At 38.2% G+C, this 21,074-nt stretch carries 21 protein-coding genes; 10 read left to right on the top strand and 11 right to left on the bottom strand.

What is annotated here, in order from left to right; all coding sequences use genetic code 11:
- Positions 1-146 precede the first annotated feature (146 nt).
- The 8 genes from WJM97_RS07615 to grpE all read right to left on the bottom strand — a co-directional run bounded on the left by WJM97_RS07615 (position 147) and on the right by grpE (position 8,085).
- Positions 147-959, bottom strand: coding sequence for a hypothetical protein (locus tag WJM97_RS07615; protein ID WP_353932437.1), 813 nt, complete (start codon positions 957-959; stop codon positions 147-149).
- Positions 960-1,195: 236 nt separating this feature from the next.
- A complete protein-coding gene (locus WJM97_RS07610) occupies positions 1,196-1,504 on the bottom strand; it encodes a type II toxin-antitoxin system mRNA interferase toxin, RelE/StbE family (protein WP_353932436.1) in 309 nt (102 codons plus the stop codon).
- Between the two features lie 3 nt (positions 1,505-1,507).
- Positions 1,508-1,852, bottom strand: a complete 345-nt coding sequence (locus tag WJM97_RS07605) for a type II toxin-antitoxin system Phd/YefM family antitoxin (RefSeq protein ID WP_353932435.1) — start codon at positions 1,850-1,852, stop codon at positions 1,508-1,510.
- A gap of 187 nt (positions 1,853-2,039) precedes the next feature.
- Positions 2,040-3,194: a small ribosomal subunit biogenesis GTPase RsgA gene (rsgA, locus tag WJM97_RS07600; protein WP_353932434.1), complete on the bottom strand. Its 1,155-nt coding sequence runs from the start codon at positions 3,192-3,194 to the stop codon at positions 2,040-2,042.
- Positions 3,191-3,448 carry a sulfurtransferase TusA family protein gene (locus tag WJM97_RS07595; RefSeq protein ID WP_353932433.1) on the bottom strand — a complete coding sequence of 86 codons (258 nt, stop codon included), beginning with the start codon at positions 3,446-3,448 and terminating at the stop codon, positions 3,191-3,193. Before WJM97_RS07595 ends, rsgA begins: the two co-directional genes overlap by 4 nt.
- Entirely contained in the window at positions 3,448-4,578 is a 1,131-nt protein-coding gene (gene dnaJ / locus WJM97_RS07590) for a molecular chaperone DnaJ (RefSeq protein WP_353932432.1), read from the bottom strand. The genes WJM97_RS07595 and dnaJ overlap by 1 nt, the downstream gene beginning before the upstream one ends.
- Before the next feature lie 474 nt (positions 4,579-5,052).
- On the bottom strand, positions 5,053-7,041 hold the full coding sequence (gene dnaK, locus WJM97_RS07585; protein ID WP_353932431.1) for a molecular chaperone DnaK: 1,989 nt from the start codon (positions 7,039-7,041) through the stop codon (positions 5,053-5,055).
- Between the two features lie 297 nt (positions 7,042-7,338).
- The gene (grpE, locus tag WJM97_RS07580; RefSeq protein WP_353932430.1) at positions 7,339-8,085 is read right to left on the bottom strand and encodes a nucleotide exchange factor GrpE; all 747 of its coding nucleotides are present in this window, start codon (positions 8,083-8,085) and stop codon (positions 7,339-7,341) included.
- Between the two features lie 439 nt (positions 8,086-8,524).
- Between grpE and WJM97_RS07575 the strand changes: the two genes are divergently transcribed.
- From WJM97_RS07575 to WJM97_RS07560, 4 genes are all read left to right on the top strand, one after another.
- Complete coding sequence (locus WJM97_RS07575) at positions 8,525-10,537, top strand: ATPase, T2SS/T4P/T4SS family (RefSeq protein ID WP_353932429.1); 2,013 nt, start codon at positions 8,525-8,527, stop codon at positions 10,535-10,537.
- A 94-nt stretch (positions 10,538-10,631) separates the two neighbouring features.
- A complete protein-coding gene (locus tag WJM97_RS07570; RefSeq protein ID WP_353932428.1) occupies positions 10,632-11,747 on the top strand; it encodes a type IV pilus twitching motility protein PilT in 1,116 nt (371 codons plus the stop codon).
- A gap of 141 nt (positions 11,748-11,888) precedes the next feature.
- Positions 11,889-13,109, top strand: a complete 1,221-nt coding sequence (locus tag WJM97_RS07565) for a type II secretion system F family protein (RefSeq protein WP_353932427.1) — start codon at positions 11,889-11,891, stop codon at positions 13,107-13,109.
- 204 nt (positions 13,110-13,313) lie between these two features.
- Complete coding sequence (locus WJM97_RS07560) at positions 13,314-13,862, top strand: hypothetical protein (protein WP_353932426.1); 549 nt, start codon at positions 13,314-13,316, stop codon at positions 13,860-13,862.
- 69 nt (positions 13,863-13,931) lie between these two features.
- Here the strand turns inward: WJM97_RS07560 and WJM97_RS07555 are convergent, their stop codons facing one another.
- Positions 13,932-14,927, bottom strand: coding sequence for a saccharopine dehydrogenase-like oxidoreductase (locus tag WJM97_RS07555; RefSeq protein ID WP_353932425.1), 996 nt, complete (start codon positions 14,925-14,927; stop codon positions 13,932-13,934).
- 169 nt (positions 14,928-15,096) lie between these two features.
- Here WJM97_RS07555 and WJM97_RS07550 point away from each other — a divergent pair, with 169 nt between their 5' ends.
- The 5 genes from WJM97_RS07550 to WJM97_RS07530 all read left to right on the top strand — a co-directional run bounded on the left by WJM97_RS07550 (position 15,097) and on the right by WJM97_RS07530 (position 19,142).
- Positions 15,097-15,327 carry an addiction module protein gene (locus WJM97_RS07550; protein WP_353932424.1) on the top strand — a complete coding sequence of 77 codons (231 nt, stop codon included), beginning with the start codon at positions 15,097-15,099 and terminating at the stop codon, positions 15,325-15,327.
- The gene (locus WJM97_RS07545; RefSeq protein ID WP_353932423.1) at positions 15,324-15,620 is read left to right on the top strand and encodes a type II toxin-antitoxin system RelE/ParE family toxin; all 297 of its coding nucleotides are present in this window, start codon (positions 15,324-15,326) and stop codon (positions 15,618-15,620) included. The genes WJM97_RS07550 and WJM97_RS07545 overlap by 4 nt, the downstream gene beginning before the upstream one ends.
- Positions 15,621-15,704: 84 nt before the next feature.
- The gene (locus WJM97_RS07540; RefSeq protein ID WP_353932422.1) at positions 15,705-17,060 is read left to right on the top strand and encodes a hypothetical protein; all 1,356 of its coding nucleotides are present in this window, start codon (positions 15,705-15,707) and stop codon (positions 17,058-17,060) included.
- 98 nt (positions 17,061-17,158) lie between these two features.
- Positions 17,159-18,622 carry a Fic family protein gene (locus WJM97_RS07535; RefSeq protein WP_353932421.1) on the top strand — a complete coding sequence of 488 codons (1,464 nt, stop codon included), beginning with the start codon at positions 17,159-17,161 and terminating at the stop codon, positions 18,620-18,622.
- 286 nt (positions 18,623-18,908) lie between these two features.
- A complete protein-coding gene (locus tag WJM97_RS07530; protein WP_353932420.1) occupies positions 18,909-19,142 on the top strand; it encodes a hypothetical protein in 234 nt (77 codons plus the stop codon).
- A gap of 10 nt (positions 19,143-19,152) precedes the next feature.
- Here WJM97_RS07530 and WJM97_RS07525 read toward each other — a convergent pair whose 3' ends face one another.
- Entirely contained in the window at positions 19,153-19,371 is a 219-nt protein-coding gene (locus WJM97_RS07525) for a DUF433 domain-containing protein (RefSeq protein WP_353932419.1), read from the bottom strand.
- A gap of 110 nt (positions 19,372-19,481) precedes the next feature.
- Positions 19,482-20,273, bottom strand: coding sequence for a twin-arginine translocase subunit TatC (gene tatC / locus WJM97_RS07520; RefSeq protein WP_353932418.1), 792 nt, complete (start codon positions 20,271-20,273; stop codon positions 19,482-19,484).
- A 494-nt stretch (positions 20,274-20,767) separates the two neighbouring features.
- Here tatC and WJM97_RS07515 point away from each other — a divergent pair, with 494 nt between their 5' ends.
- The gene (locus tag WJM97_RS07515; RefSeq protein ID WP_353932417.1) at positions 20,768-21,004 is read left to right on the top strand and encodes a hypothetical protein; all 237 of its coding nucleotides are present in this window, start codon (positions 20,768-20,770) and stop codon (positions 21,002-21,004) included.
- Positions 21,005-21,074 lie beyond the last annotated feature (70 nt).

Below are 21,074 nucleotides of genomic sequence, written 5' to 3'. Positions count from 1 at the left end.
TTATATCAAAAAGCCGTTGCTCAGGATTGAGAAAGAGCTTTCCGTTCTCAACATAATCTATTGGAATTAAAATCAAGCGATCGCTCTTGAGGAAAAATCAGGGCTATCGCTTTATCATCAAAGATGAATAATCAATTTTTATCATGTCATACACCCGAATTGTTAGTTGGCTGGGAGTTGATATTTGTTAATTTATCCAACCCTTGTTCAGCACCATGTGCTGCATCATCACGCCAATACTTCAATAGACTAGTGTAATTAGGTAATTCTTGATAAACGTAACTATTTTGCTGACTCAATAATAGTTTTTCAATTTTAGTTCTCCCTGTTGCAGTTCCATAATCTCTTAAAACACGCTCTTCATCACCAGTTTTAGCAATTGCTAAAGCCAGAAGAATTGATTCTGAAGCAGCACCACACATTACGCAACAAGCGAGATAGGTATGAACACGATAACAGCTAACAGCTTCTTGGCTTCTGAAATGATAACCTGTTCCAAATCTATGAGCATATCCAGCCAGTAATTGAGAAAAGCGTCCATACTCAGAAGGAATACACTCATAACCACTGGTTTGATTTAACCACCGCTTTCCATAAGGCGTTAGGTTAAACCCTGCCCCAATAATTCCTATATACTCAAACTGTCGCTGTGGATATATTACACCCGGACGCAAAATTCCCCGTGTACACAAACTCCATGCTGCATCATAGAAAGGTGTAGAGTTTGTTTGAGTGTCCATTTCAAAAGAGATAGGGCCTACATCTTGGCTACTTCTGGGATTTTGCTTGTGCCATTGTGCTTGGACTTCTTTAAGACAGTCCAAAATTACATTCGGAATGTATAAGTCGTTTCCATAGTCAGGACGACTAATCGGATCACGTCTTGGATTTCGGAGATTAGTAAGAATCCATGAAAGAGCTTCTTCTTCGGTATACTCTGGCAACTGTAACTTTTGCATAATTTACTTTATATGCTCACTCGGATATTATACCGGATTTTCCGTATAACCACCCTTCACGGAAGGACTATACAGAATAGTTTCGTATATCCGAAAGTTATTTACAAAAAGAGTTAAAACAAATGGTTAATGTTGATGAAAAAAGTTGTGATTAATTCTTTTGTAAATGATGTACAAATTTCATTCACAAAGCTTGATGCTAAAAGACGTTCAGGACTATTCCTTGCTGTAACTGATTATTCTTCTTCTAACTCAGTTTCTAGAACTTTATAAATATCTTGTCTATCACACTCTCGACGCATTCCCACACCAACAATAACCACAATAATTCTATCTTGATCAATTCGATAAATAATACGATAGCGTTGACCAACTGCCCTGACACTACGATAACCTTGAAACTGACCTGTTAGAGCTTTACCCTGTTTTTCTGGTTCTATTTTGAGTTTTTCTATTTTTTGACGAAGTGCTTTTTGTTCTCGTTGATCTTTGACTTTTTTCAGTAACTTAATAGCTAAAGGAATAAACTCAATTTCATATTCCATAATTTACCATTCTAATTCATTCATTGCATCTGACCAACTTACTCTTTGATCTTGTTGGTCTTCCTTAATCCCAGCTATTAATTGTTCTTTAAATTCTGGATCAGATAAGATATCCATAGTTTCTAACATAGAAATATACTGATCATAACTAATGGCTACCATTACTGGTAATTCTTCATTTGTAATAATAATTGCCGATTCATTTTCTAACTGTTTCGGCAATTGAAGAAGTTGATCTTTTGCTTCGTTAATATTAATTGATTTAGACATAGGAATACATTCTGTTAATAATAAACTTAGGCTATCATAAAAATTGTCTTTTGTCAGATTAACTTTACTTCTCCTCATTTTCACTCTTTCAAGGGTTGGCAATATTAGGATATCAACGATAAGTAGTCGTGCAAAATAAATTTTATATTTGGGAGAGGGAACAGGGAACAGCTAAGGAATATAGACGTTTTTGTTTTCACTCAATATGTTAAATTAATTTTGCTTGGGTACTTAGCACCTGTTACCTGCTATAAAAAAGATAAAACTACTCCTCACCCTCTAAATCCAAATCTTGTAAATTTTGCACTTGTACCCGACGAGAAACCCGACGATATTTTTTAGTTTCTAACTTAGGTTCATATTGATTTTGACCTTTTTTACTTTTTAATTTCAAAGTAGACTCAGGATCAGATTGTTCCTTCAAAAAAGTTTGATAGGATATTGCATCATTTAAAAATTCCAAATAATGTTCGTATCTTTCCCAGTCATCACCCACCACACAACCCGGTTCATCCCGATGTAAACAATCAGTAAACCGACAACTTCCATTTTCTAACAGCTTTCTAGCTTCTGGGAAATAATAGATTAATTCCTCTGGAGTACAATTCAAATCAGGTTGATTAAAACCCGGAGTATCAGCTAACAAACCACCATTGGGCATTTCAAATAATTCTGTATGACGGGTAGTATGACGACCACGGGCTAATTTACCGGAAACTTCCCCTACCCGCAAATTAGCATCAGGAATTAACATATTAATTAAACTGGACTTACCCACCCCAGAAGGCCCGGCAATCACAGTAATTTTATGGTTTAAATAATTAGCAACTTCGGTAATATTAATGTGATTTTGGACACTAATAAAAATTGGTTTATATCCCCAACTTTGGAGGCGATCGCTAATTTCCTGTTTTTCCTCTAGGGAAACTAAATCACATTTATTGAGACACAGAATTACATCTACACCCGTAGATTCAGCCTTAATTAAAAATCTGCTTAACTGGAAAGGTTCTAAAGGTGGATCAGCAACAGCAAAAACCAACAGAATTTGATTAACATTAGCGATCGCCGGTCTATCTAACTCACTATGACGGGGTAAAACATCAGATATTGCCCCCCGTTTCCCACTCCAGTCAGGTTCTTCCACAACCACGCGATCGCCCACCATCACCTGCTGACCGATTTTCTTTAACCGAGTTCTGCGAGTACAGAGGAGAGTGGGGGGAGGGGGAGAGGGAACAGGTGACAGTAAAGAATCACTTTCTATGATTTCTGACTTCTGACTCCTGTACGGGCGAACGGCCGTTCCCCCCTCCTGACTCCTGACCCCTTGATCTAACTGCACACGGTAAAAATTAGCCTGTACAGCTAACACCGTACCCAGTAACTCCCCAGTAGTACAAATAGAATCTTCCTTCATGCAGCAGTCACAGGACGACGTACCAACAGAGAAAAATAATCAGCACAGTCAGTAATTTTTTCCACCTGAAATCCTGCCATAGTTAGACTATCGGGAACTTGTTCAATCGGTTCACCCCCATCTAACCAGACTTCCAACAAACTTCCATCTGGCATTTGTTCCAAACGTAACTTTGTCTTCACAAAATTAATTGGACAAGGAGTACCGCGCAAGTCCAATTGAGCATCAGGAACTAACAAAGAAGATATACTCATCACTTAAATAAACTTCCCAAAAAACCTTCTAAACCACCCTTACCAGTTCTATCTCCTTTGATTTTAGCCAGTTTTTCCAATAACTCTCGTTCCTCTGGGGTGATCTTAGTAGGAATATCAATTAAGACGGTGAGTAAATGATCACCCCTACTCACAGGGTTTCCTAACCGGGGAACACCGCGATTTTCCAATTTCATCACCGTATTAGGTTGAGTTCCCGCCGGCACAATCAACTCCACCGGACCATCTACAGTATTCACCTCTAAACGGCAACCTAAAATAGCTTGTAAGTAGCTTAATTTGATTTCCGAAAGGACATTAATACCATCCCGGTGAAATTCCTCATCCTCATTGACAAACAAGTAAACATATAAATCTCCTGGTGGTCCACCCCGTTGACCAGCATCACCTTCTTGGGAGATCCGTAAACGTGTACCATTATCTACCCCAGCTGGAATAGTAATTTTCAGCTTCTTGGTAACTTGATTTGCCCCTCTACCATCACAGGCATCACATTTATCCTCCACTACTGAACCTGTCCCATTACAGGTAGGACAAGTAGACACTTGAGTAAAACTACCAAAAGGAGTTCTAGTCACTCGTCTTACCTGACCAGAACCGCTACAAGTGCTACAAGTGCGGGGACGAGTTCCAGGTTTAGCACCAGAACCACTACAAACTTCACAAGTTTCTAAATGGGCAATGCGAATTTCCTTTTCACCGCCAAATACAGCTTCCTGAAAATCTAACTTCAGGTCTAGCCGTAAATCATCCCCACGTGCGGGAGCATTAGGTCTTCGCTGTTGGCTAGGGCCACCCATTCCCCCAGCAAAGCCACTAAAAATACTTTCAAAAATATCAGCAAAACCGCCCATATCTCCCATATCTTGGAAGCCAGCACCAGCAGCACCAGAAACCCCAGCTTCACCAAAACGGTTGTAACGTTCGCGGGTATCTGGCTCAGACAGCACTTCATAAGCGCGGTTGATTTCCTTAAACCTTTCTTCAGCACCAGGTTCTTTGTTCACATCAGGGTGAAACTTTCGAGCCTGACGGCGGTAAGCCTGTTTAATTTCCTCTTTGTCGGCATCACGAGAGACACCTAGAATTTCATAATAGTCGCGGGCCATAGAGCAATGGTAAAAGTTAGAACTAAGAAAGCAGAATTACCTAAACGAATCAGGTAAAAGAATATAGACAAAACTTAATTTTTGTTAAAAATTAATTGTACCTTTGACCAACACCAACGGCAAATTTTGGGTAACAAGTGCTTATTGGGTAGTCAAGCACAAAAACAGTGAACTTATCAATAAATCTATTGGTATCGCTATTGAGACGATTTAACTTGCCTCTTTTACAATTGTGATACCTATACAGACAAAAATAGTCCCGTTAAATAGAGCGACTAACCGTACCCTTGAGTGCGGAAAACCACCATATACATTATTTTTCATATTTAGTATGGCGGAATTTATAGTCAAGGATTTTGCAGAAATTGGGAATCGGGTTTAGGCAGTCAGGAATTAGAAGTCTGGAAGATTAAAGGTGTGTGAAAGTTAATTATTTTACCCATTACCTGTTACCTGTTACCCATCACCCATCACCTAGTCTATCTGTTCATAGTCAGTTGAAGCAGTATTATCCTCATCAAAATCAAAATTGAATTGTGGTATGGATGTTTCTGTTGTGGAACTTTCTTCAACAAAAGTTAAGGAAATCTCTGGGACTTGCTCCTCTTCAATGTCTTCTTCACCCTCCAGTAATTGACTGTTAGGCACAGTATTAGCTCGGTTGTAAACATCTTCTCCGATAGAGAATAGAGCTTTTTGGAATTCTTCTAAAATAGATTTAAATACCTTCGTGGAGAGACTAGAGTCATTCATAGCAGTTTGGAGATTAGCTAATTTCTCCTCTGCCAAGACTTTAATTTCTGCACTGATAAACTCGCCATTCTCCTTCAACGTAGATTTATAGCTAAACACAAGATTATCTGCTTGGTTTTTCAGTTCAATCATTTCTCTACGTTTTTTATCTTCTTCTGCAAACAACTCAGCTTGTTGTCGCATCCGTTCTACTTCTGCCTGACTTAAACCACCTGTATTCGTAATGCGAATGCTTTGCTCCCTACCTGTACCCTTATCTTGAGCCGAAACCTTGAGAATACCGTTAACATCAATATCAAAAGCTACTTCAATTTGGGGTACACCACGGGGAGCCGGAGGAATACCAGCTAATAGAAACTTACCCAGAGTTTTGTTATCTTGTGCCATAGCCCGTTCTCCTTGGAGAACGTGAATTTCCACAGAATTTTGTCCATCCACAGCGGTGGAAAAGACCTGGGATTTGCTGGTAGGAATAGTTGTATTCCGTTCAATAATTTTCGTAAATACCTCTCCCAGAGTTTCCAGACCTAAAGAAAGGGGCGTTACATCTAAGAGCAGTAGGGTATCAACTTCCCCACCTAATACACCGGCTTGCACCGCTGCACCCAGAGCCACTGCCTCGTCAGGATTGATAGAACGATCAGGAGTTTTACCATTGTAGAATTCAATCACTGCATTCTGGACAGCGGGAATTCGGGTTGAACCACCTACCAAGATAATTCTGTCAATATCCTCTGCTTTGAGGTCAGCGTCTTTGAGAGCTTGAATCATTGGCTCAATGGTAGCGGCTATTAAATCGGCTGCAAGTTCCTCAAATTTGGCACGGCTCAGTTCCATTTCCAGATGCTTTGGTCCATTTTTATCAGCACTGATAAATGGCAAATTAATGGAGGTATTGACCATACTGGATAATTCCACCTTAGCCTTTTCTGCTGCTTCCCGCAGACGTTGGAGAGCCATTTTATCTTCAGCCAGGTTGATTTTTTCCTCTTGTAGAAACTGCTCTAAGATCCACAGGACAATCGCATTATCAAAGTCATCTCCACCTAGTTGATTATTACCACTGGTAGCTTTAACTTCAAAGACTCCATCTCCGAGTTGCAGAATAGAGACATCAAAAGTACCACCTCCCAAGTCAAAGACTAAAATCAATTGTTCTTGGTCTTGTTTGTCTAACCCAAAAGCCAAGGCCGCAGCTGTTGGTTCATTAATAATCCGCAATACATTCAAGCCAGCAATAGTACCGGCATCCTTGGTGGCTTGTCTTTGGGCATCAGTGAAATATGCGGGTACGGTAATTACAGCTTCAGTCACTTCTTCACCCAAAAAGTTTTCTGCTTCCTGCTTGAGTTTTTGCAGGATCATCGAAGAAATTTCTTGAGGTGTATAACTACGTCCACGAATTTCTACATCCACGGTATCATCTCGACCCTTGACACATTTGTAGGGTACACGAGTGCGTTCTGATTGCGTATCATCCCAACGGCGACCGATAAATCGTTTGATACTGTAGACCGTGTTTTCAGCATTGGTGATAGATTGGCGTTTGGCTAGTTGACCAACTAAAAGATCGCCACTTTTACCAAAGCCAACAATACTGGGAGTAGTACGTCCCCCTTCAGAATTGGCAATTACTAGTGGTTTACCACCTTCCACAACAGCAACGCAACTGTTAGTAGTGCCTAAGTCGATTCCAATAACTTTTCCCATACTGTCAGTATTTTTAGTGAGTGCTGTTATCGTGATTTTTGCAGACTATATTTTTGGTTCAGGTCTATAAATTCAGATTATGTTCTGAGTAAATCCTGATGTCAAAAATGAAATTACATAAAACTATACAGATGTTTGCTAGTAATAAGAAAGCAGATTGTGAGATTTAACCCGTTGACGGAAGGGCTGATCAACTTTAGCAAGTAGCAAATAGTTGACAGCCTGATCCTTCTTGACAAATGTAATTACTGTCTCAGAATCTACGATTTGTCAGTCAACATGGGGAAGAAATACAACTTAGCCGTTTTCCTCACTGGGTTCATCTTCCTGTTCTACAGCACCATCTTCTTTGGGAGCAGCCACCTTCACCATGGCATGGCGTAGTATGCGATCGCCTAAGAAATACCCACGTACTAACTCTTCTAATACTGTTCCTTCCTGATGTTCATCAGTGGGTTCTCGCATTACTGCTTCATGCAGGTTAGGATCAAATTCCTGACCTTCTGGACGCATTGGCGATACACCTAAACGTTTTAGACAATCCACTAATTGTTTATAAACTCCTTGATAACTTTTGTGAATTGTCATTTCGCCATCATTTTGTGGTTTGAGATGGGCCCGCGCTCGCTCAAAGTTATCCACAACAGGTAACAATTCCATGATTGTATTTCTCTTCACCTGTGTGTCCATCTCTTCTTTTTCTTTGGAGACGCGTTTGCGATAGTTCTCAAAATCTGCGGCGATTCGCATATATTGAGTGCTACGCTCTTCCAGTTGCATTTTCAGAGACTCAATTTGTTGAGTTAGTTGTTCTAAAGCCGCCGTATCTACTTCCGTTGTTTGTGCAGCAGTGACAGTATTTTCTTCTGTCAGTACAGGTTCTCCCGACAGATTGGTTTCGGTCACCTCATGCTCAGTCACTTCGTTACCGGATTCATGAGAATTAATTTCGGCTGGGGAGTCGCTATTCATTGCTTGCATTACCTCTATTGGTTCGCCCAGTTGCTGGCTTGTATTGTTTACTTGTTTATTTTCATCCATCATTATCTACTCATCCCAGATGCTTTTGACGGCAGTTCCTGAAGCAATTGTAGATTTTAGGTTTGACATATTGCTAAAGAAACAGGTGTAATGTGGATTTTAGACTGACTCCATGGCAATAAATACTACGATTAACGTATTTTGCCCGGTTTGCTGTTAACAGTTTGCAGCTAAAGTTGATTTTATAGCCGCAATTTTGCGTAAAGCGAGGTCACTATCCCCTTATTTTGACAAACAGAGAACAAAATAGCCTAGTTTTTTTGCTGCCAGTAGTCAAATAGCAGAAAAAACATGGGAGAACAAAAACTGATATCAGAGACCGTTGACAATAAAAATTTTTACGAAGAAAGATTTTAAAATTGAAATTTAATACACTGACTATGAGAATTATTGACTACAGTGTGGGAATAATGTAACAAGAGGCATTCCCTACCTATTGCTTATGACTTACTCATCACCACAACGGCGCAGTACCGCTCTGACCACAAGAACAGAGTTTTCACCTTTCGGCAACAAGTTGGTGCAATCTGGCTATGTTGACAATGAACAGATGAGACAGGCTTTAGCTGAAAGCCGTAAATCTGGCAAAATGTTGACAGATGTATTGGAGTCAATTACTGGCAAAGAACTCGCTCCTGAGTTTCTGCGAGAATACAAGAAGCAGCATTTATTTGAACTAAAAATACTATACGGTGTTGAATCCATCGATCCCGAAGTCAACGAAGTTGGCAATATAACGGTGGGAAAATTGATTGAAAATTTAATACCAGTAGATGTTTGTCGTCGTCACCGTTTAGTACCTCTGGTCAAACGGGAACAAGAAAACCCGCCTTATGTCCTGGTAGCGATGGTTGATCCAGATAATCTGGAAGCCTGTGATGACCTCAGTCGCATTTTACGTTCTCAGGGGTTGTCCTTACAACGGATGGTAATTACCCAAGAAGATTACCAGCGGTTAATTAACCAATATCTAGATGAGTTTGCTGTTAAACAAGAAAAGTTACAGCAAGAAAAATTAACAGACATTTCTCAGGATATCGAAAGTCTGAATCAAGACATGATTCAGGAAGTTGCGGAAGATTCAGAGGTGGATCTGACAGTAGCCATGAAGGATGCTGATGATGCGCCTATTATCAATCTTGCCAATAAAATTCTGTTTGTCGCTTTGCGAGATGGTGTCTCTGATATTCACATTGAACCCCAGGAAGAAAGCTTACGCATTCGTTTCCGGAAGGATGGGGTATTACGTGAATCGGAAGCTATCCGACCCATGCCTAAGCACATTGTCCCAGCGGTGACGGCTCGATTTAAAATTATCTCTAATTTAGATATTGCGGAACGACGTTTACCTCAAGATGGTCGTATTCGTCGGGTATTTGATGGTAGAAAAGTAGACTTCCGGGTTAATACTCTACCTAGTCGTTATGGGGAAAAAATCTGTTTACGGATTTTGGATAACTCATCTACCCAATTAGGTCTTGATAAATTAATTACCGATCCAGTGACTTTAAAAATCGTCCAGGATATGGTTAGTAAACCTTTTGGGTTGATTTTAGTAACAGGTCCGACTGGTTCTGGTAAAACGACTTCGTTGTATTCTGCCTTAGCAGAAGTAAATGATCCAGGAATTAATATTAGTACGGTAGAAGATCCGGTGGAGTACAGTTTACCGGGACTGACCCAAGTACAGGTAATTCGGGAAAAGGGACTGGACTTTGCTACCGCACTGCGGGCATTTTTAAGACAAGATCCTGATGTGTTACTGGTGGGTGAAACACGGGATAAAGAAACGGCGAAAACAGCGATTGAAGCGGCACTCACAGGTCACTTAGTATTAACTACCTTACACACTAATGATGCTCCTGGGGCGATCGCTCGTTTGGGAGAAATGGGAATTGAACCTTTCATGGTTTCTAGTTCTCTCATTGGTGTGTTAGCACAACGTTTAGTACGCCGGGTCTGTTCAGATTGTCGTATTCCCTACACTCCCACCTCTGAACAATTAGCTCGCTATGGTTTATCAGCTTCTCAAGAAGGTGCTGTCACTTTTTATAAACCCAATACCCTATCCCCAGAAGTAGTAGCTGAAGGTAAAACAAAGGTTTGTCCTAAATGTGGTGGCATTGGCTACAAGGGACGTTGTGGTGTGTATGAGGTAATGCGGATTACGGAAAACTTACAAACCTTAATTAACCAAGAAGCTCCCACAGAACGCATCAAGGAAGTTGCTGTGGAAGAAGGGATGAAAACCTTACTTGCTTACAGTCTTGACTTAGTCCGTCAAGGTGCAACAACCCTAGAAGAAGTTGAACGGGTGACATTCACTGATACAGGTTTGGAAGCTGAATTAAAAGCCAAGCGTAAAAGTGGCTTGACCTGTAAAACTTGTGATGCCACATTACAACCAGAATGGTTAGATTGTCCCTACTGTTTAACACCTCGTTTTCAAGATTAGTTTCAGGACATAGCAGGTATTAGCAAAACATCCTCTCCTGACTCATGGAACTTCTAATTCCCTATTTATTAATTTTCAATTGGAGCAAAATACTATGGAAATGATGATTGAAGACTTGATGGAGCAGTTAATTGATATGGGGGGTTCGGATATGCACCTGCAAGCAGGTTTACCCCCCTACTTCCGTATCAGTGGTAAGCTCACTCCCATCGGTGATGAGATATTAACAGCAGATCAGTGTCAAAGACTGATCTTTAGTATGCTCAATAATACCCAGCGCAAAACCTTAGAACAAACCTGGGAATTAGATTGTGCTTATGGTGTGAAAGGATTAGCTCGCTTTCGGGTGAATGTATATAAAGAACGTGGTGCGTATGCTGCTTGTTTACGAGCATTAAGTTCTAAAATTCCTAACTTTGAAAAATTAGGTCTACCAGATATTGTTCGAGAAATGTCTGAAAAACCCAGAGGATTAATTTTAGTAACAGGCCCCACAGGTTCAGGGAAAACGACAACCCTAGCGGCTATGATTGATTTAATTAACCGGACTAGAGCCGAACATATTTTAACTGTTGAAGACCCTGTTGAGTTTGTTTATGAACCAATCAAAAGTTTAGTTCACCAACGTCAATTAGGTGAAGATACTAAAAGTTTTGCGAATGCTTTGAAAGCTGCTTTACGGGAAGATCCAGATATTATTCTGGTAGGGGAAATGCGGGACTTGGAAACTATTTCTTTGGCAATTTCCGCCGCAGAAACAGGTCACTTAGTTTTTGGTACACTACACACAAGTTCTGCTGCCCAAACCGTTGACCGGGTAATTGACGTTTTCCCCGCAGACAGACAAACACAGGTACGTGTACAGTTATCTAACTCTTTAGTTGCAGTTTTCAGCCAAACCTTAGTAGCCAAAAAAGATCCCAAACCAGGTGAATTTGGGCGGATGATGGCTCAGGAAATTATGATTGTTACCCCGGCTATTTCTAACCTGATTCGGGAAGGGAAAACAGCCCAAATTTATTCTGCTATTCAAACAGGAGGTAAATTGGGTATGCAAACTCTAGAAAAAGTTTTAGCTGATTTATACAAAGCTGGCACTATTTCTTTTGAAGCGGCGATGTCTAAGACTTCTAAACCTGATGAAGTCCAACGTTTAATTGGTGCTACAGCACCACCAGCAGGTGCAAAACCTGGTGCAAGAGCGCGTTAAAACTAATTCGTAATAGTACCTCCGGTACGCTACGCGAACATAATTCGTAATTCGTAATTATGATTTTAATTATGAACTATGAATTATGAACTATAAATTAAGAATCAAATATTACCAATTTATTAATTGTGAATTAAAATTATGCCAACCTACTCTGCCCGTATTCGGGACTCCCAAGGGCAATCTCGAACTGCAAAATTTGTTGCTGATTCCTTAGCGGATGCACGTACTAATTTAAGAGCTAAAGGCTACGTTGTTCAAGAGCTAAAAGAGGCTCAAAGTTTAGCATCACGTTTTGATTTAGAAAAAATTCAGAATTCTTTCGTCAAAGTTACTGTTAAAGACAAAGCGGTTTTTTCTCGTCAATTTGCTGCTTTAGTTAATGCTGGTGTAGCAATTGTGAGAAGTTTAGGTGTATTGTCAGAACAGTGCAGTAATCCCAAACTCAAACAAGCTCTGACTGAAATTAGTAATGATGTGCAAACCGGTGTTAACCTTTCCGACTCTATGCGAAAGCATCCTGAGTGTTTTGATGGGTTGTATGTGAGTATGGTACAAGCCGGAGAAATCGGTGGTGTATTGGATGAGGTTCTAAATCGTCTAGCTAAACTTTTAGAAGATATGGCTAGACTCCAAAACCAGATTAAATCTGCTATGTCCTATCCATTGGTAGTAGGTTTTTTAGCAACGGCTATCTTTGTCGGGATGACAGTTTTTCTGATTCCCATTTTTGCCAATATTTTTGAAGACATTGGGGTAGAACTACCAGCCCTGACTCAGTTTTTGATGACTTGTAGTAAAATCCTACGCAGTTATTGGTCTTTGTTAATTATTGTCGGCTTTATGGCTGCAAACTTTGCCTATAAGCTATATTACAAAACTCCTAATGGCAAAGAAAACATTGACCGTATCGCTTTAAAAGTTCCTTTATTTGGTGACTTAATTCAAAAGTCTTCTGTGGCTAGATTCAGTCGTACCTTTGGTTCTCTTACCCGTTCAGGTGTACCTATCATTACTTGTTTAGAAATCGTCCGGGATACATCAGGCAACCAAATTATTGCTAATGCCATTGATAATGCTCGGAAAGAAGTTCAAGAGGGGGGAATGATTAGTACCGCTTTGAGCAAAAGCGAAGCCTTCCCTGCTATGTCTATTCAAATGATGATGATTGGGGAAGAAACTGGTGAATTAGATGGAATGTTAATGAAAGTTGCCGATTTCTATGAAGATGAAGTAGAACAGGCAGTTAAGTCCTTAACAAGTATTTTAGAACCAGTCATGATTGTAGTGCTTGGGGGGATGGTAGGTACAATTTTGCTGGCAATGTATTTACCGATGTTTAAAGTATTTGAATCGCTCTAATCTGTGCAGAAAGGTAAAATTCACAAGGTAAACATCAATAGTAATTCGACAAATGTTGATGCTAATTATTTGAGGATGCAAAAAATAAGAGTAAAGTAAAAATTTTTCAGCTTTACTCTTTTACCTTGTAGCTGATAAACTTTGAATTTTCCTAGAGTAGTCCCTCTATAAACAAACAGGGTTGTTGAATTTTTGATTAATATTATGTCTGTACAAAAATCACTTTATGAAGCTAGTTTAGCAGAATATAGCAATCACTTAGAGGCGATCGCTCTCCTAAAAAAACATCGTCCCTATTTGGAGATGATTCCTAGTTTGCGTCGTCCTGCTGATAGTGTTATTACTATTCCTTTACCTATTGTTCGTATCCGCGATATTGAAGCTAAAACTTCACATACAATGGAGTTACCTTGTGATATTTCCATTATTATGTGTGATCCAGAATGGAAAATTAAAACAGGTGTAGAAATTTTATTATTTATTCATCGTCCCCATGAAGACTTTTCCGAGTTGTTAGGTAGATGGCGTAAATGTCAAGTTTGTTTAGATAAAGAATACGAATGGATTATGCCATTTCGTCATAGTCATATTTTAAGTGAAGGTGCAAATACAGTATATCCTTTGTTTGTGGTTTTTAATCAAACATCTGAACGGATTCAAAGAGGTTTGATAGGTGCAGAATTACCTTTTGTGATGCAAACACCAACCTTTTTGGAAGAGGAAGAATATCAAGAATCTTATATTAGGGAATAGGTGACAGGTGACAGGTGACAGGTGACAGAGAAGAGTGTTACCCATTACCTATTACCTATTACCTATTACCTATTTAACAAATTTAGGCATAATTTCCGCTGCGGTAAATAAACCTTTAATACCTCTTTGGTGTAATTCTTGACCGGCTTTTAAATAACCAAAAGCGGGACCGCACACATTAGCAGCCATGCTGGTTTCATCGCCTAATGTAAAGGTGTGGGTGGAAATTTTACCCTCAAAGGTGCGTCCGGTAATTTTCACATTGGTACTTAAAGGCTTTTTGGGGTTGCGGGTATCAACAACACCACCAACAGTCACTCTATCCCGTGAACAAATGCCGGCAATTTCTAACATTACATCATCGGCGTGTTCCATGTTTTCCAAAGTTAACACACCGTTGGTTTTATCGAGTAATGCTTCTACCTCTGCATCAGTCATCGCTCTAGCTGCTTCCACACTATAACCAGGCATATGACCAATATCTTCCCGGACAGTAGCGCGGTAAGCTTCCCAGTTAGCAATACCCACACCAAAGGTAATGACAATATTGTGAATTTCGGCGTAACTTTGGGCAGCTAAAGCGGCGGCGGCGGTTAATAGTCCAGGAGTTGCACCACAACCGGTCATGTAGGTAATTCCTGCTGCTTGCAGTTCGTCTTTCATAGCTAACAGTTGTTCTACGGCGCTGGTGCGTTTGATGGCATCAACTAATACACCTTGCCAACCAGCTTGGATGAATTGTTTGGTGACGTTGGGGATAAAGTCGTTAGGAAGGTTAGGTAAGGCGAGGAAATAACCATCTACAGCGTCACCTGTGGCTTGAATAAGGTCTTGAATGCTGTTATTGCTTAGTGTTCCAAAGGGTTCTAAATAACCGACTGTTCCTTGTTTTTGGTAGGTGGTGATGCAAGCATCGGTGTTTAAGCCTTCTGTGGAGTAAGCGTATCCTTTTTGATCTGCGGCAGCTACGAGGATCATTTCTCGTTTGCTGGAGAGGAGTTTTGCTGCTGCTTGGCCGAGTCCACCAAAACCAAGGACTCCGACGCGGATGGGTTGTTTGTTCATTGTGTTTTTTCTCTGTATGGTTAATGGTTAATTATGCTTTATTTTGATTAAAGTTTCGCGCAAAGATGGGAAGGAGCAAAGGCGCGAAGAAGATACCTTGATTTAGAATATAGTGATAATGGGGAATGGCTGATGATAATTAATGTACTATAGGGAGATTTGGTAATTTATGACTATTGAACAATTAGAGGCTGAAGTTTTAGCTTTACCAAAGGATACTCTAGCATTATTAGTAGCTCGATTGATTGAATATTTAGGACAATTGGAAGAAATTGATCAACAAGTTGCTGAGGAATGGATACAAGAGGCAGAATTGAGGGATGAGGATATTAGTAGTGGTAAAATTTCTGGTGTTTCCTCTCAAGAAGTGTTTAGTAAATTGCGTACTTATTTACAATGATAAATGTTATATTTCATCCCTTAGCAGAACAAGAATTAACTGAAGCTATCAATTATTATGAGGAGCAAAGAACTGATCTAGGTTTAGAATATTTAGAAGCGGTAGAACAGGCTGTAAATTGTTTGATGTATTATCCAGAAATTGGGGCAAAGGTTCGCGGTTCTATTCGGCGTTTAGTGATACCAAAATTTCCCTATTCTCTTTTATATCGTGTTTTGGAAGAGGAAGAAATTCGCATTTTAGCTGTAGCGCATCATAAGCGTAAACCATTTTATTGGAGTAGAAGAAAGTAGGTTTCATTTTTTTAGGTAAAATCCTGTTTAAAATATATTAATATAATAATGTTATGTAAGTTTTTATAATTCTTCTCGAAGAATATGGCTAAAAAAGAATCTTTAGTTCAAGCAATTCAAACAATTTTAAATCATTGGCGCAGTTTTCCTAACGTTACATCAGAAGGGAAGTATGAATTTTTAACTCAGACGGTCTTTGCCGATTCAGTGGAATCACACCATCTTTTAGGTATTAGTGAAGACATTACTTTGAATTTAGAGTTAGTAAGGAAAGTACATAAAGTATTTATTCATGAAATTACTCATTGGTTAGATCACACAAGCACCCTATGGGGACAAAAAAATCTCATTACTATTTTTAATGCTTTGAATGCCTGGAAACGCGAAGAAGAGGAAGAACTATGGAGAATCATAGAACTATTTGCAGAAATTGGAAAAAATGAGTTTAACGATTACTATAAGGTATTTGGACCAGCTATTAATGACAGTAAAATTAAAATACCCTGGAGGTATCAATACTCGTTTGGACTACAGTATGGTAGTGATGGAAGAATAAGACAGGATCGGCCATTTGTCACTACAAGATTTTACACTCCTGAAAATATTCTTATCAGTCGAGTTCCTATATCTGTTGTTTCTTTAATCGAAGCTATTGCTACATCTTCAGAATTAGAGCTAGAGTATTCATTTATTTTGCCAATGTTAAAAGGAAAATTAAATGAATTTGAGTTTTTAATCGAATCAAAATTATTTGAGCAAAAAATGATTGATAGACTATATAATCCTTATCTAACTGTCTATTCAGTTGCTACTCATTGTCTTGCAAATTATATAGGTATTGATGAGATTGGTATAGCTTATAAATTATCCTCAGCATTATCTTCTTTATGTCTGAATCTTCCAGATAGTATATTTGATAAATTTAAAATACCAAATTATGATCAGGACATTTTCAAAGAAAGAGCTTATCACATGATATCTAGGAGAGATAGAGGTTTTGCATTCTTTGTACTCTGCCAATATGCACCTAAGTTAAATGACACAGATATCCTTAATTGGCTTGAAAATACTGTAAAGTCTGCTGGGCTTCCATCTATTTCAGAACTACAAAATATGGCTGGAGAGGAAATGTCTAATTTAAAAAATACAATAATAGACGGCTATTTTACATCGCACTTAGAAAATTTGCTAGAAATAGGTCAGGAAAATTATAAAAAAAGAGGAATATATGGTAAACATGAGCCATGTTTAACTTCATTACTTTTAGGAAGCCAAGAAATCAAACTCCCTCCAATTATACTTGGTGATGGAGAAATTTTTGATTTAGATGCAGCTTTTGGTAGAGTTAAACGTACTTCTGATGATACTGAAAAATGGGTTTTTGAAATATGGGATATTGAAAGTAAATTACGAGAATTTCAAAGGGCTTGTACGTTTTAATAATTGATAAAACCATCTCTTTCAAAGCGATCGCATTATCTGATGTAGAGTAAGAGCGATATCATATTAAACTATTGATCCAGTTTTGGAGATTATTCATGCAGTGGCAACCAATAGAGAATTTACCAGCAAATTGGCAAAACTTAGCAAGTGCAGAGTTATCATCTTTAGTAACTTTTTGGAATGAACAAGCAGAACGTCTGCGCTCTTCTGGAGAATTTAAAACCTTTATGGAAAGGTTGTGTAGAGAAATTGCCATTGAAACGGGAATTATTGAAAGATTATATACCCTTGATCAAGGAATTACTCGAATACTAATTGAAAAAGGAATTAATGAAGCTCTTATTCCTCATAATCCTACAAATCCCCCTATCAAACAAGTTGTATCTCTGATCCAAGATCAAGAAGCAGCTATTGAAGGACTATTTGATTTTGTGGGTGGACAAAGAATCTTATCTAATTTTTATATCAAAGAATTACATCAGTTACTAACTCAAAATCAAGATAGTACAGAAGCTAAAACATCATCAGGGCAAATTATTCGTGTTTCTCTCATCCGGGGTGATTGGAAACGACAACCTAATAACCCTGAAAGACCTAATGGAATAATACATGAATATTGTCCTCCTGAACAAGTTGCTTCGGAAATGGATAATTTAATTCAATGGCATCATGAACATAGAAAACAAAACATTCCTCCAGAAGTTGAAGCAGCATGGTTACATCATCGTTTCACACAAATTCATCCATTTCAAGATGGTAATGGTAGAGTAGCTCGATGTCTTGCTAGTTTAGTTTTTATACAATCTGGATTGTTTCCTTTAGTTCTTACTCGTGACGACAGAGCAGTTTATATTGAAGCTTCAGAACAAGCAGATCAAGGAAATTTATTACCTTTGATTAACTTATTTTCTAATAGTCAAAAACAGGCATTTCTTCGTAGTCTTCGTTTATCTGAACAAGTTTTGTCAGAAACGCGCCGCGCTCAAGCTGTGATTTCATCTATCACTGAGAAAATTAAGCAAAGCCAATCTGTTACTATTTCAGATCGCTGCCAAAAAGTTGAAGGATTTGCTGCAAATCTGTTTGAAATTGCATCTGTTCGCTTACAAGATATCGCTACTGAAATTAAGTTATCACTTCAAAATATAGTGAGTGATGCTCAGATTTTTACACGCGCTGCACCTGCACGTGATCCTAAATCATATTATCATCGTTTCCAAGTTGTAGAAACAGCTAAAAAATTAGGATACTTTGCTAATCTTCGTCCCTATCACAGTTGGATACAATTGGTCATAAATATAGAATCAACAACAACAATTTTACTTTCTTTTCATGTTGTTGGACATGAATATCTTGGTTTGCTTGCTTGTTCTGCTTGTGCATATCATAGAGATAATACAGAAGAGGGTGAAAAAAATATTAGTGATATTCAAGCATTAACAGATTCTCTATTTCAATTTTCTTATGCTGATGATGAAATTAATCTGACAGAGCGTTTTAAGCAATGGTTAGAAGATGTAATTGTTACTGGTTTAGAATATTGGAATGAGAGTGTTTAACAAAAGAGTAAGAGCAATACCTTCGGTGCGCTTCGCTAACGCATTTCTGATATAGATTTAAGAGCGATACCTTCGGTGCGCTTTGCTAACGCATTTTCAATATAGAGTAGAAAGAAAGTGTGATAAATTCGGTTAACTTTGTTAACAACGATTTACCAAAAGCTGTAAAATCTCATTGATAACTTACTACAGATTACATTTGACAATAATTACATGAAATTTGAGTGGGACGAAAATAAAGCTGCGAAAAACTTATCAAAACATGGAGAACAGGGATAACTTAGAAATGGAAGACGATCTCAAATCAGAGTATGACTTAAAAAGTCTACGGGTAAGGAAATTAGGTACTGAACGTAAAAGCTTTGCTGGGGTGACAGTGCGTTTAGAACCTGATGTAGCGGAAATGTTTCCTAGTGCGGAAGCAGTGAATGAAGCTTTAAGGTTTTTAATTAAAGTTATGAAAGAAAATCAAATTTCTACAGCTATCAACGGTAATACATCCTTGGAAAAAATGGACTAATTTTTTCATTTTATGCTACCTTACTAATTATTTCTTTCTCAACTTCCTCCAAAAATGTAATTACTTGCTCTTTAGTAACCGTAGGAAAACCATCTAAAAAATCATCTATTGAATTTCCTGCTTTTAAATAATCTAAAAGTGTTTGAATAGGAACTCTTGTTCCGGTAAAAACTGGAGTACCACTCATAATTTCAGGAGAAACGCTGATAATTGAAGTATTGCTAGACATAGTTTTTTATATGTTCAAGTAATATTTTTATTTTAACATTTCATAATTTATTGACAAGATAAAAAAAGAAGTTGGGGATATCAAGAAATTCAACTTTTCCCCATTTCCTATTACTTACCTGTTAATTTCACCAACCCAATACCACCAAAATAAAGCCCTAAAACCGCACCTGCTAATAAACTCTGCGTTAAAGGATCAGTAGAAGGTGTCAACACCGCACCTAAAACCACTGCAAACATAATTATAAACCGCCAACCAGCTAACATTTGAGTTGAAGAAACAATACCTAAATTACTTAGTAATAATTGAATAACTGGAACTTGGAAAGCTAAACCGGTACTAAATAACAGCAAAAGTACAAATTCAAAATATTTTTCAATTGACCATAATTGTTCTACTACATCTGCACCGTAGTTAATGAAAAAGTTTAAAGCTGCGGGGATAAGCAAAAAGTAAGCAAATACTAACCCACCTAAGAATAATATACTTGAGCCAAAAACTACTGGAGCTAATAAACGACGTTCACGACGGGTTAAACCAGGAAGAACAAATTGCATAACTTGATAAAGAATAAAAGGAGTTGCTAGAACTAAACCACTGTAACCAGCAACTTTGATGGAGACAAAGAAATACTCTCCTGGTGCTAGTTGGAGAAATTTGATTCCATTTGCAGGTATTTCGAGAACTTGTACCAGCGGTTTGACGACGATAAAACAACCGATTACACACACCACTACGGCTATTAAACAATAAAAAATCCGCTGTCTTAGTTCTTCTAAGTGGTCAAAAAAGGACATTTCTAGGTCATTTGGTGACTCATCTAAGGGATTTACTGAGTTACTGTATTCCTCTTGGTGAACATTGGGAGTATTTGTAGCGTCTACGTCTGGTAAAGGTGTCATGAGTTAATTGATAAGCAACATTCCTTAACTATTTTATCTGTCAGCGCGACTAGCAACAGAGCTTTTTCAAGATTGGGAAGATTTTCCGGTTATGTGGTTATGTTTTTGTATAAGTGAGTAATCAAACATAAGACAGGAGTGATTTTACTTAAATAAAAACTCGGATCATACAGCATATTTTATGCAAATCAGGCACAACCTTGAAAATGAAACTCTTGTAATGTGGGCATTTTGCCATGCTAGATGTGTACCTAATCACAGCAGGAAATGCTGTACTTTTGACTTGAGATGAGACGGTAAGAGGTAAACACAATTACAAGATATTTAACCATAGTAATTTACAAGTTCATTTTTGGGAACTTTAACCAACTCTCTGCTGAGGGATGTATTTTCAATGGCGGAAAATTAAACTAGATTTTCTGGCCTATTGTGGCAATAAAAACCAATTAAATTGTGAATTTTGAAAAATAATTACAAGTTTGAAGAGGTGTAATATGAACAGTAAACTTTATCAAGCCTTAATGATCTTACCTGTATCTTTCTGTTTCTGTCATGCAGATATTTCAGATGGTAAGTATTTATCTGCAAATGATAGTCTACATCAGATATTATCTCAAAATATATCAGAAAATAATGATAAATACTTTACAGAACTGAAAATTATTAGTGCTAGAGACGATCAAAATGATGAAGATGACAGTTGTTTAACTAAAGGTGAGTGTACAACATAATGTAAAAATTGTTGATGATTATAAATAAAGAAAAACATCAATAACTACAATTTACGATTATCTCAGGATC

Source organism: Okeanomitos corallinicola TIOX110, from assembly GCF_038050375.1.
Lineage (GTDB): Bacteria > Cyanobacteriota > Cyanobacteriia > Cyanobacteriales > Nostocaceae > Okeanomitos > Okeanomitos corallinicola.
Note: the sequence above shows the minus strand (reverse complement) of the source record. Positions and strands in the feature narration are given on the sequence as shown.

Excerpts from the sequence above, each read along its gene's own strand:
- WJM97_RS07615 (WP_353932437.1), bottom strand. The coding sequence starts at position 959 with ATGCAAAAGTTACAGTTGCCAGAGTATACCGAAGAAGAAGCTCTTTCA.
- WJM97_RS07610 (WP_353932436.1), bottom strand. The coding sequence starts at position 1,504 with ATGGAATATGAAATTGAGTTTATTCCTTTAGCTATTAAGTTACTGAAA.
- WJM97_RS07605 (WP_353932435.1), bottom strand. The coding sequence starts at position 1,852 with ATGAGGAGAAGTAAAGTTAATCTGACAAAAGACAATTTTTATGATAGC.
- rsgA (WP_353932434.1), bottom strand. The coding sequence starts at position 3,194 with ATGAAGGAAGATTCTATTTGTACTACTGGGGAGTTACTGGGTACGGTG.
- WJM97_RS07595 (WP_353932433.1), bottom strand. The coding sequence starts at position 3,448 with ATGAGTATATCTTCTTTGTTAGTTCCTGATGCTCAATTGGACTTGCGC.
- dnaJ (WP_353932432.1), bottom strand. The coding sequence starts at position 4,578 with ATGGCCCGCGACTATTATGAAATTCTAGGTGTCTCTCGTGATGCCGAC.
- dnaK (WP_353932431.1), bottom strand. The coding sequence starts at position 7,041 with ATGGGAAAAGTTATTGGAATCGACTTAGGCACTACTAACAGTTGCGTT.
- grpE (WP_353932430.1), bottom strand. The coding sequence starts at position 8,085 with ATGATGGATGAAAATAAACAAGTAAACAATACAAGCCAGCAACTGGGC.
- WJM97_RS07575 (WP_353932429.1), top strand. The coding sequence starts at position 8,525 with ATGACTTACTCATCACCACAACGGCGCAGTACCGCTCTGACCACAAGA.
- WJM97_RS07570 (WP_353932428.1), top strand. The coding sequence starts at position 10,632 with ATGGAAATGATGATTGAAGACTTGATGGAGCAGTTAATTGATATGGGG.
- WJM97_RS07565 (WP_353932427.1), top strand. The coding sequence starts at position 11,889 with ATGCCAACCTACTCTGCCCGTATTCGGGACTCCCAAGGGCAATCTCGA.
- WJM97_RS07560 (WP_353932426.1), top strand. The coding sequence starts at position 13,314 with ATGTCTGTACAAAAATCACTTTATGAAGCTAGTTTAGCAGAATATAGC.
- WJM97_RS07555 (WP_353932425.1), bottom strand. The coding sequence starts at position 14,927 with ATGAACAAACAACCCATCCGCGTCGGAGTCCTTGGTTTTGGTGGACTC.
- WJM97_RS07550 (WP_353932424.1), top strand. The coding sequence starts at position 15,097 with ATGACTATTGAACAATTAGAGGCTGAAGTTTTAGCTTTACCAAAGGAT.
- WJM97_RS07545 (WP_353932423.1), top strand. The coding sequence starts at position 15,324 with ATGATAAATGTTATATTTCATCCCTTAGCAGAACAAGAATTAACTGAA.
- WJM97_RS07540 (WP_353932422.1), top strand. The coding sequence starts at position 15,705 with ATGGCTAAAAAAGAATCTTTAGTTCAAGCAATTCAAACAATTTTAAAT.
- WJM97_RS07535 (WP_353932421.1), top strand. The coding sequence starts at position 17,159 with ATGCAGTGGCAACCAATAGAGAATTTACCAGCAAATTGGCAAAACTTA.
- WJM97_RS07530 (WP_353932420.1), top strand. The coding sequence starts at position 18,909 with ATGGAAGACGATCTCAAATCAGAGTATGACTTAAAAAGTCTACGGGTA.
- WJM97_RS07525 (WP_353932419.1), bottom strand. The coding sequence starts at position 19,371 with ATGTCTAGCAATACTTCAATTATCAGCGTTTCTCCTGAAATTATGAGT.
- tatC (WP_353932418.1), bottom strand. The coding sequence starts at position 20,273 with ATGACACCTTTACCAGACGTAGACGCTACAAATACTCCCAATGTTCAC.
- WJM97_RS07515 (WP_353932417.1), top strand. The coding sequence starts at position 20,768 with ATGAACAGTAAACTTTATCAAGCCTTAATGATCTTACCTGTATCTTTC.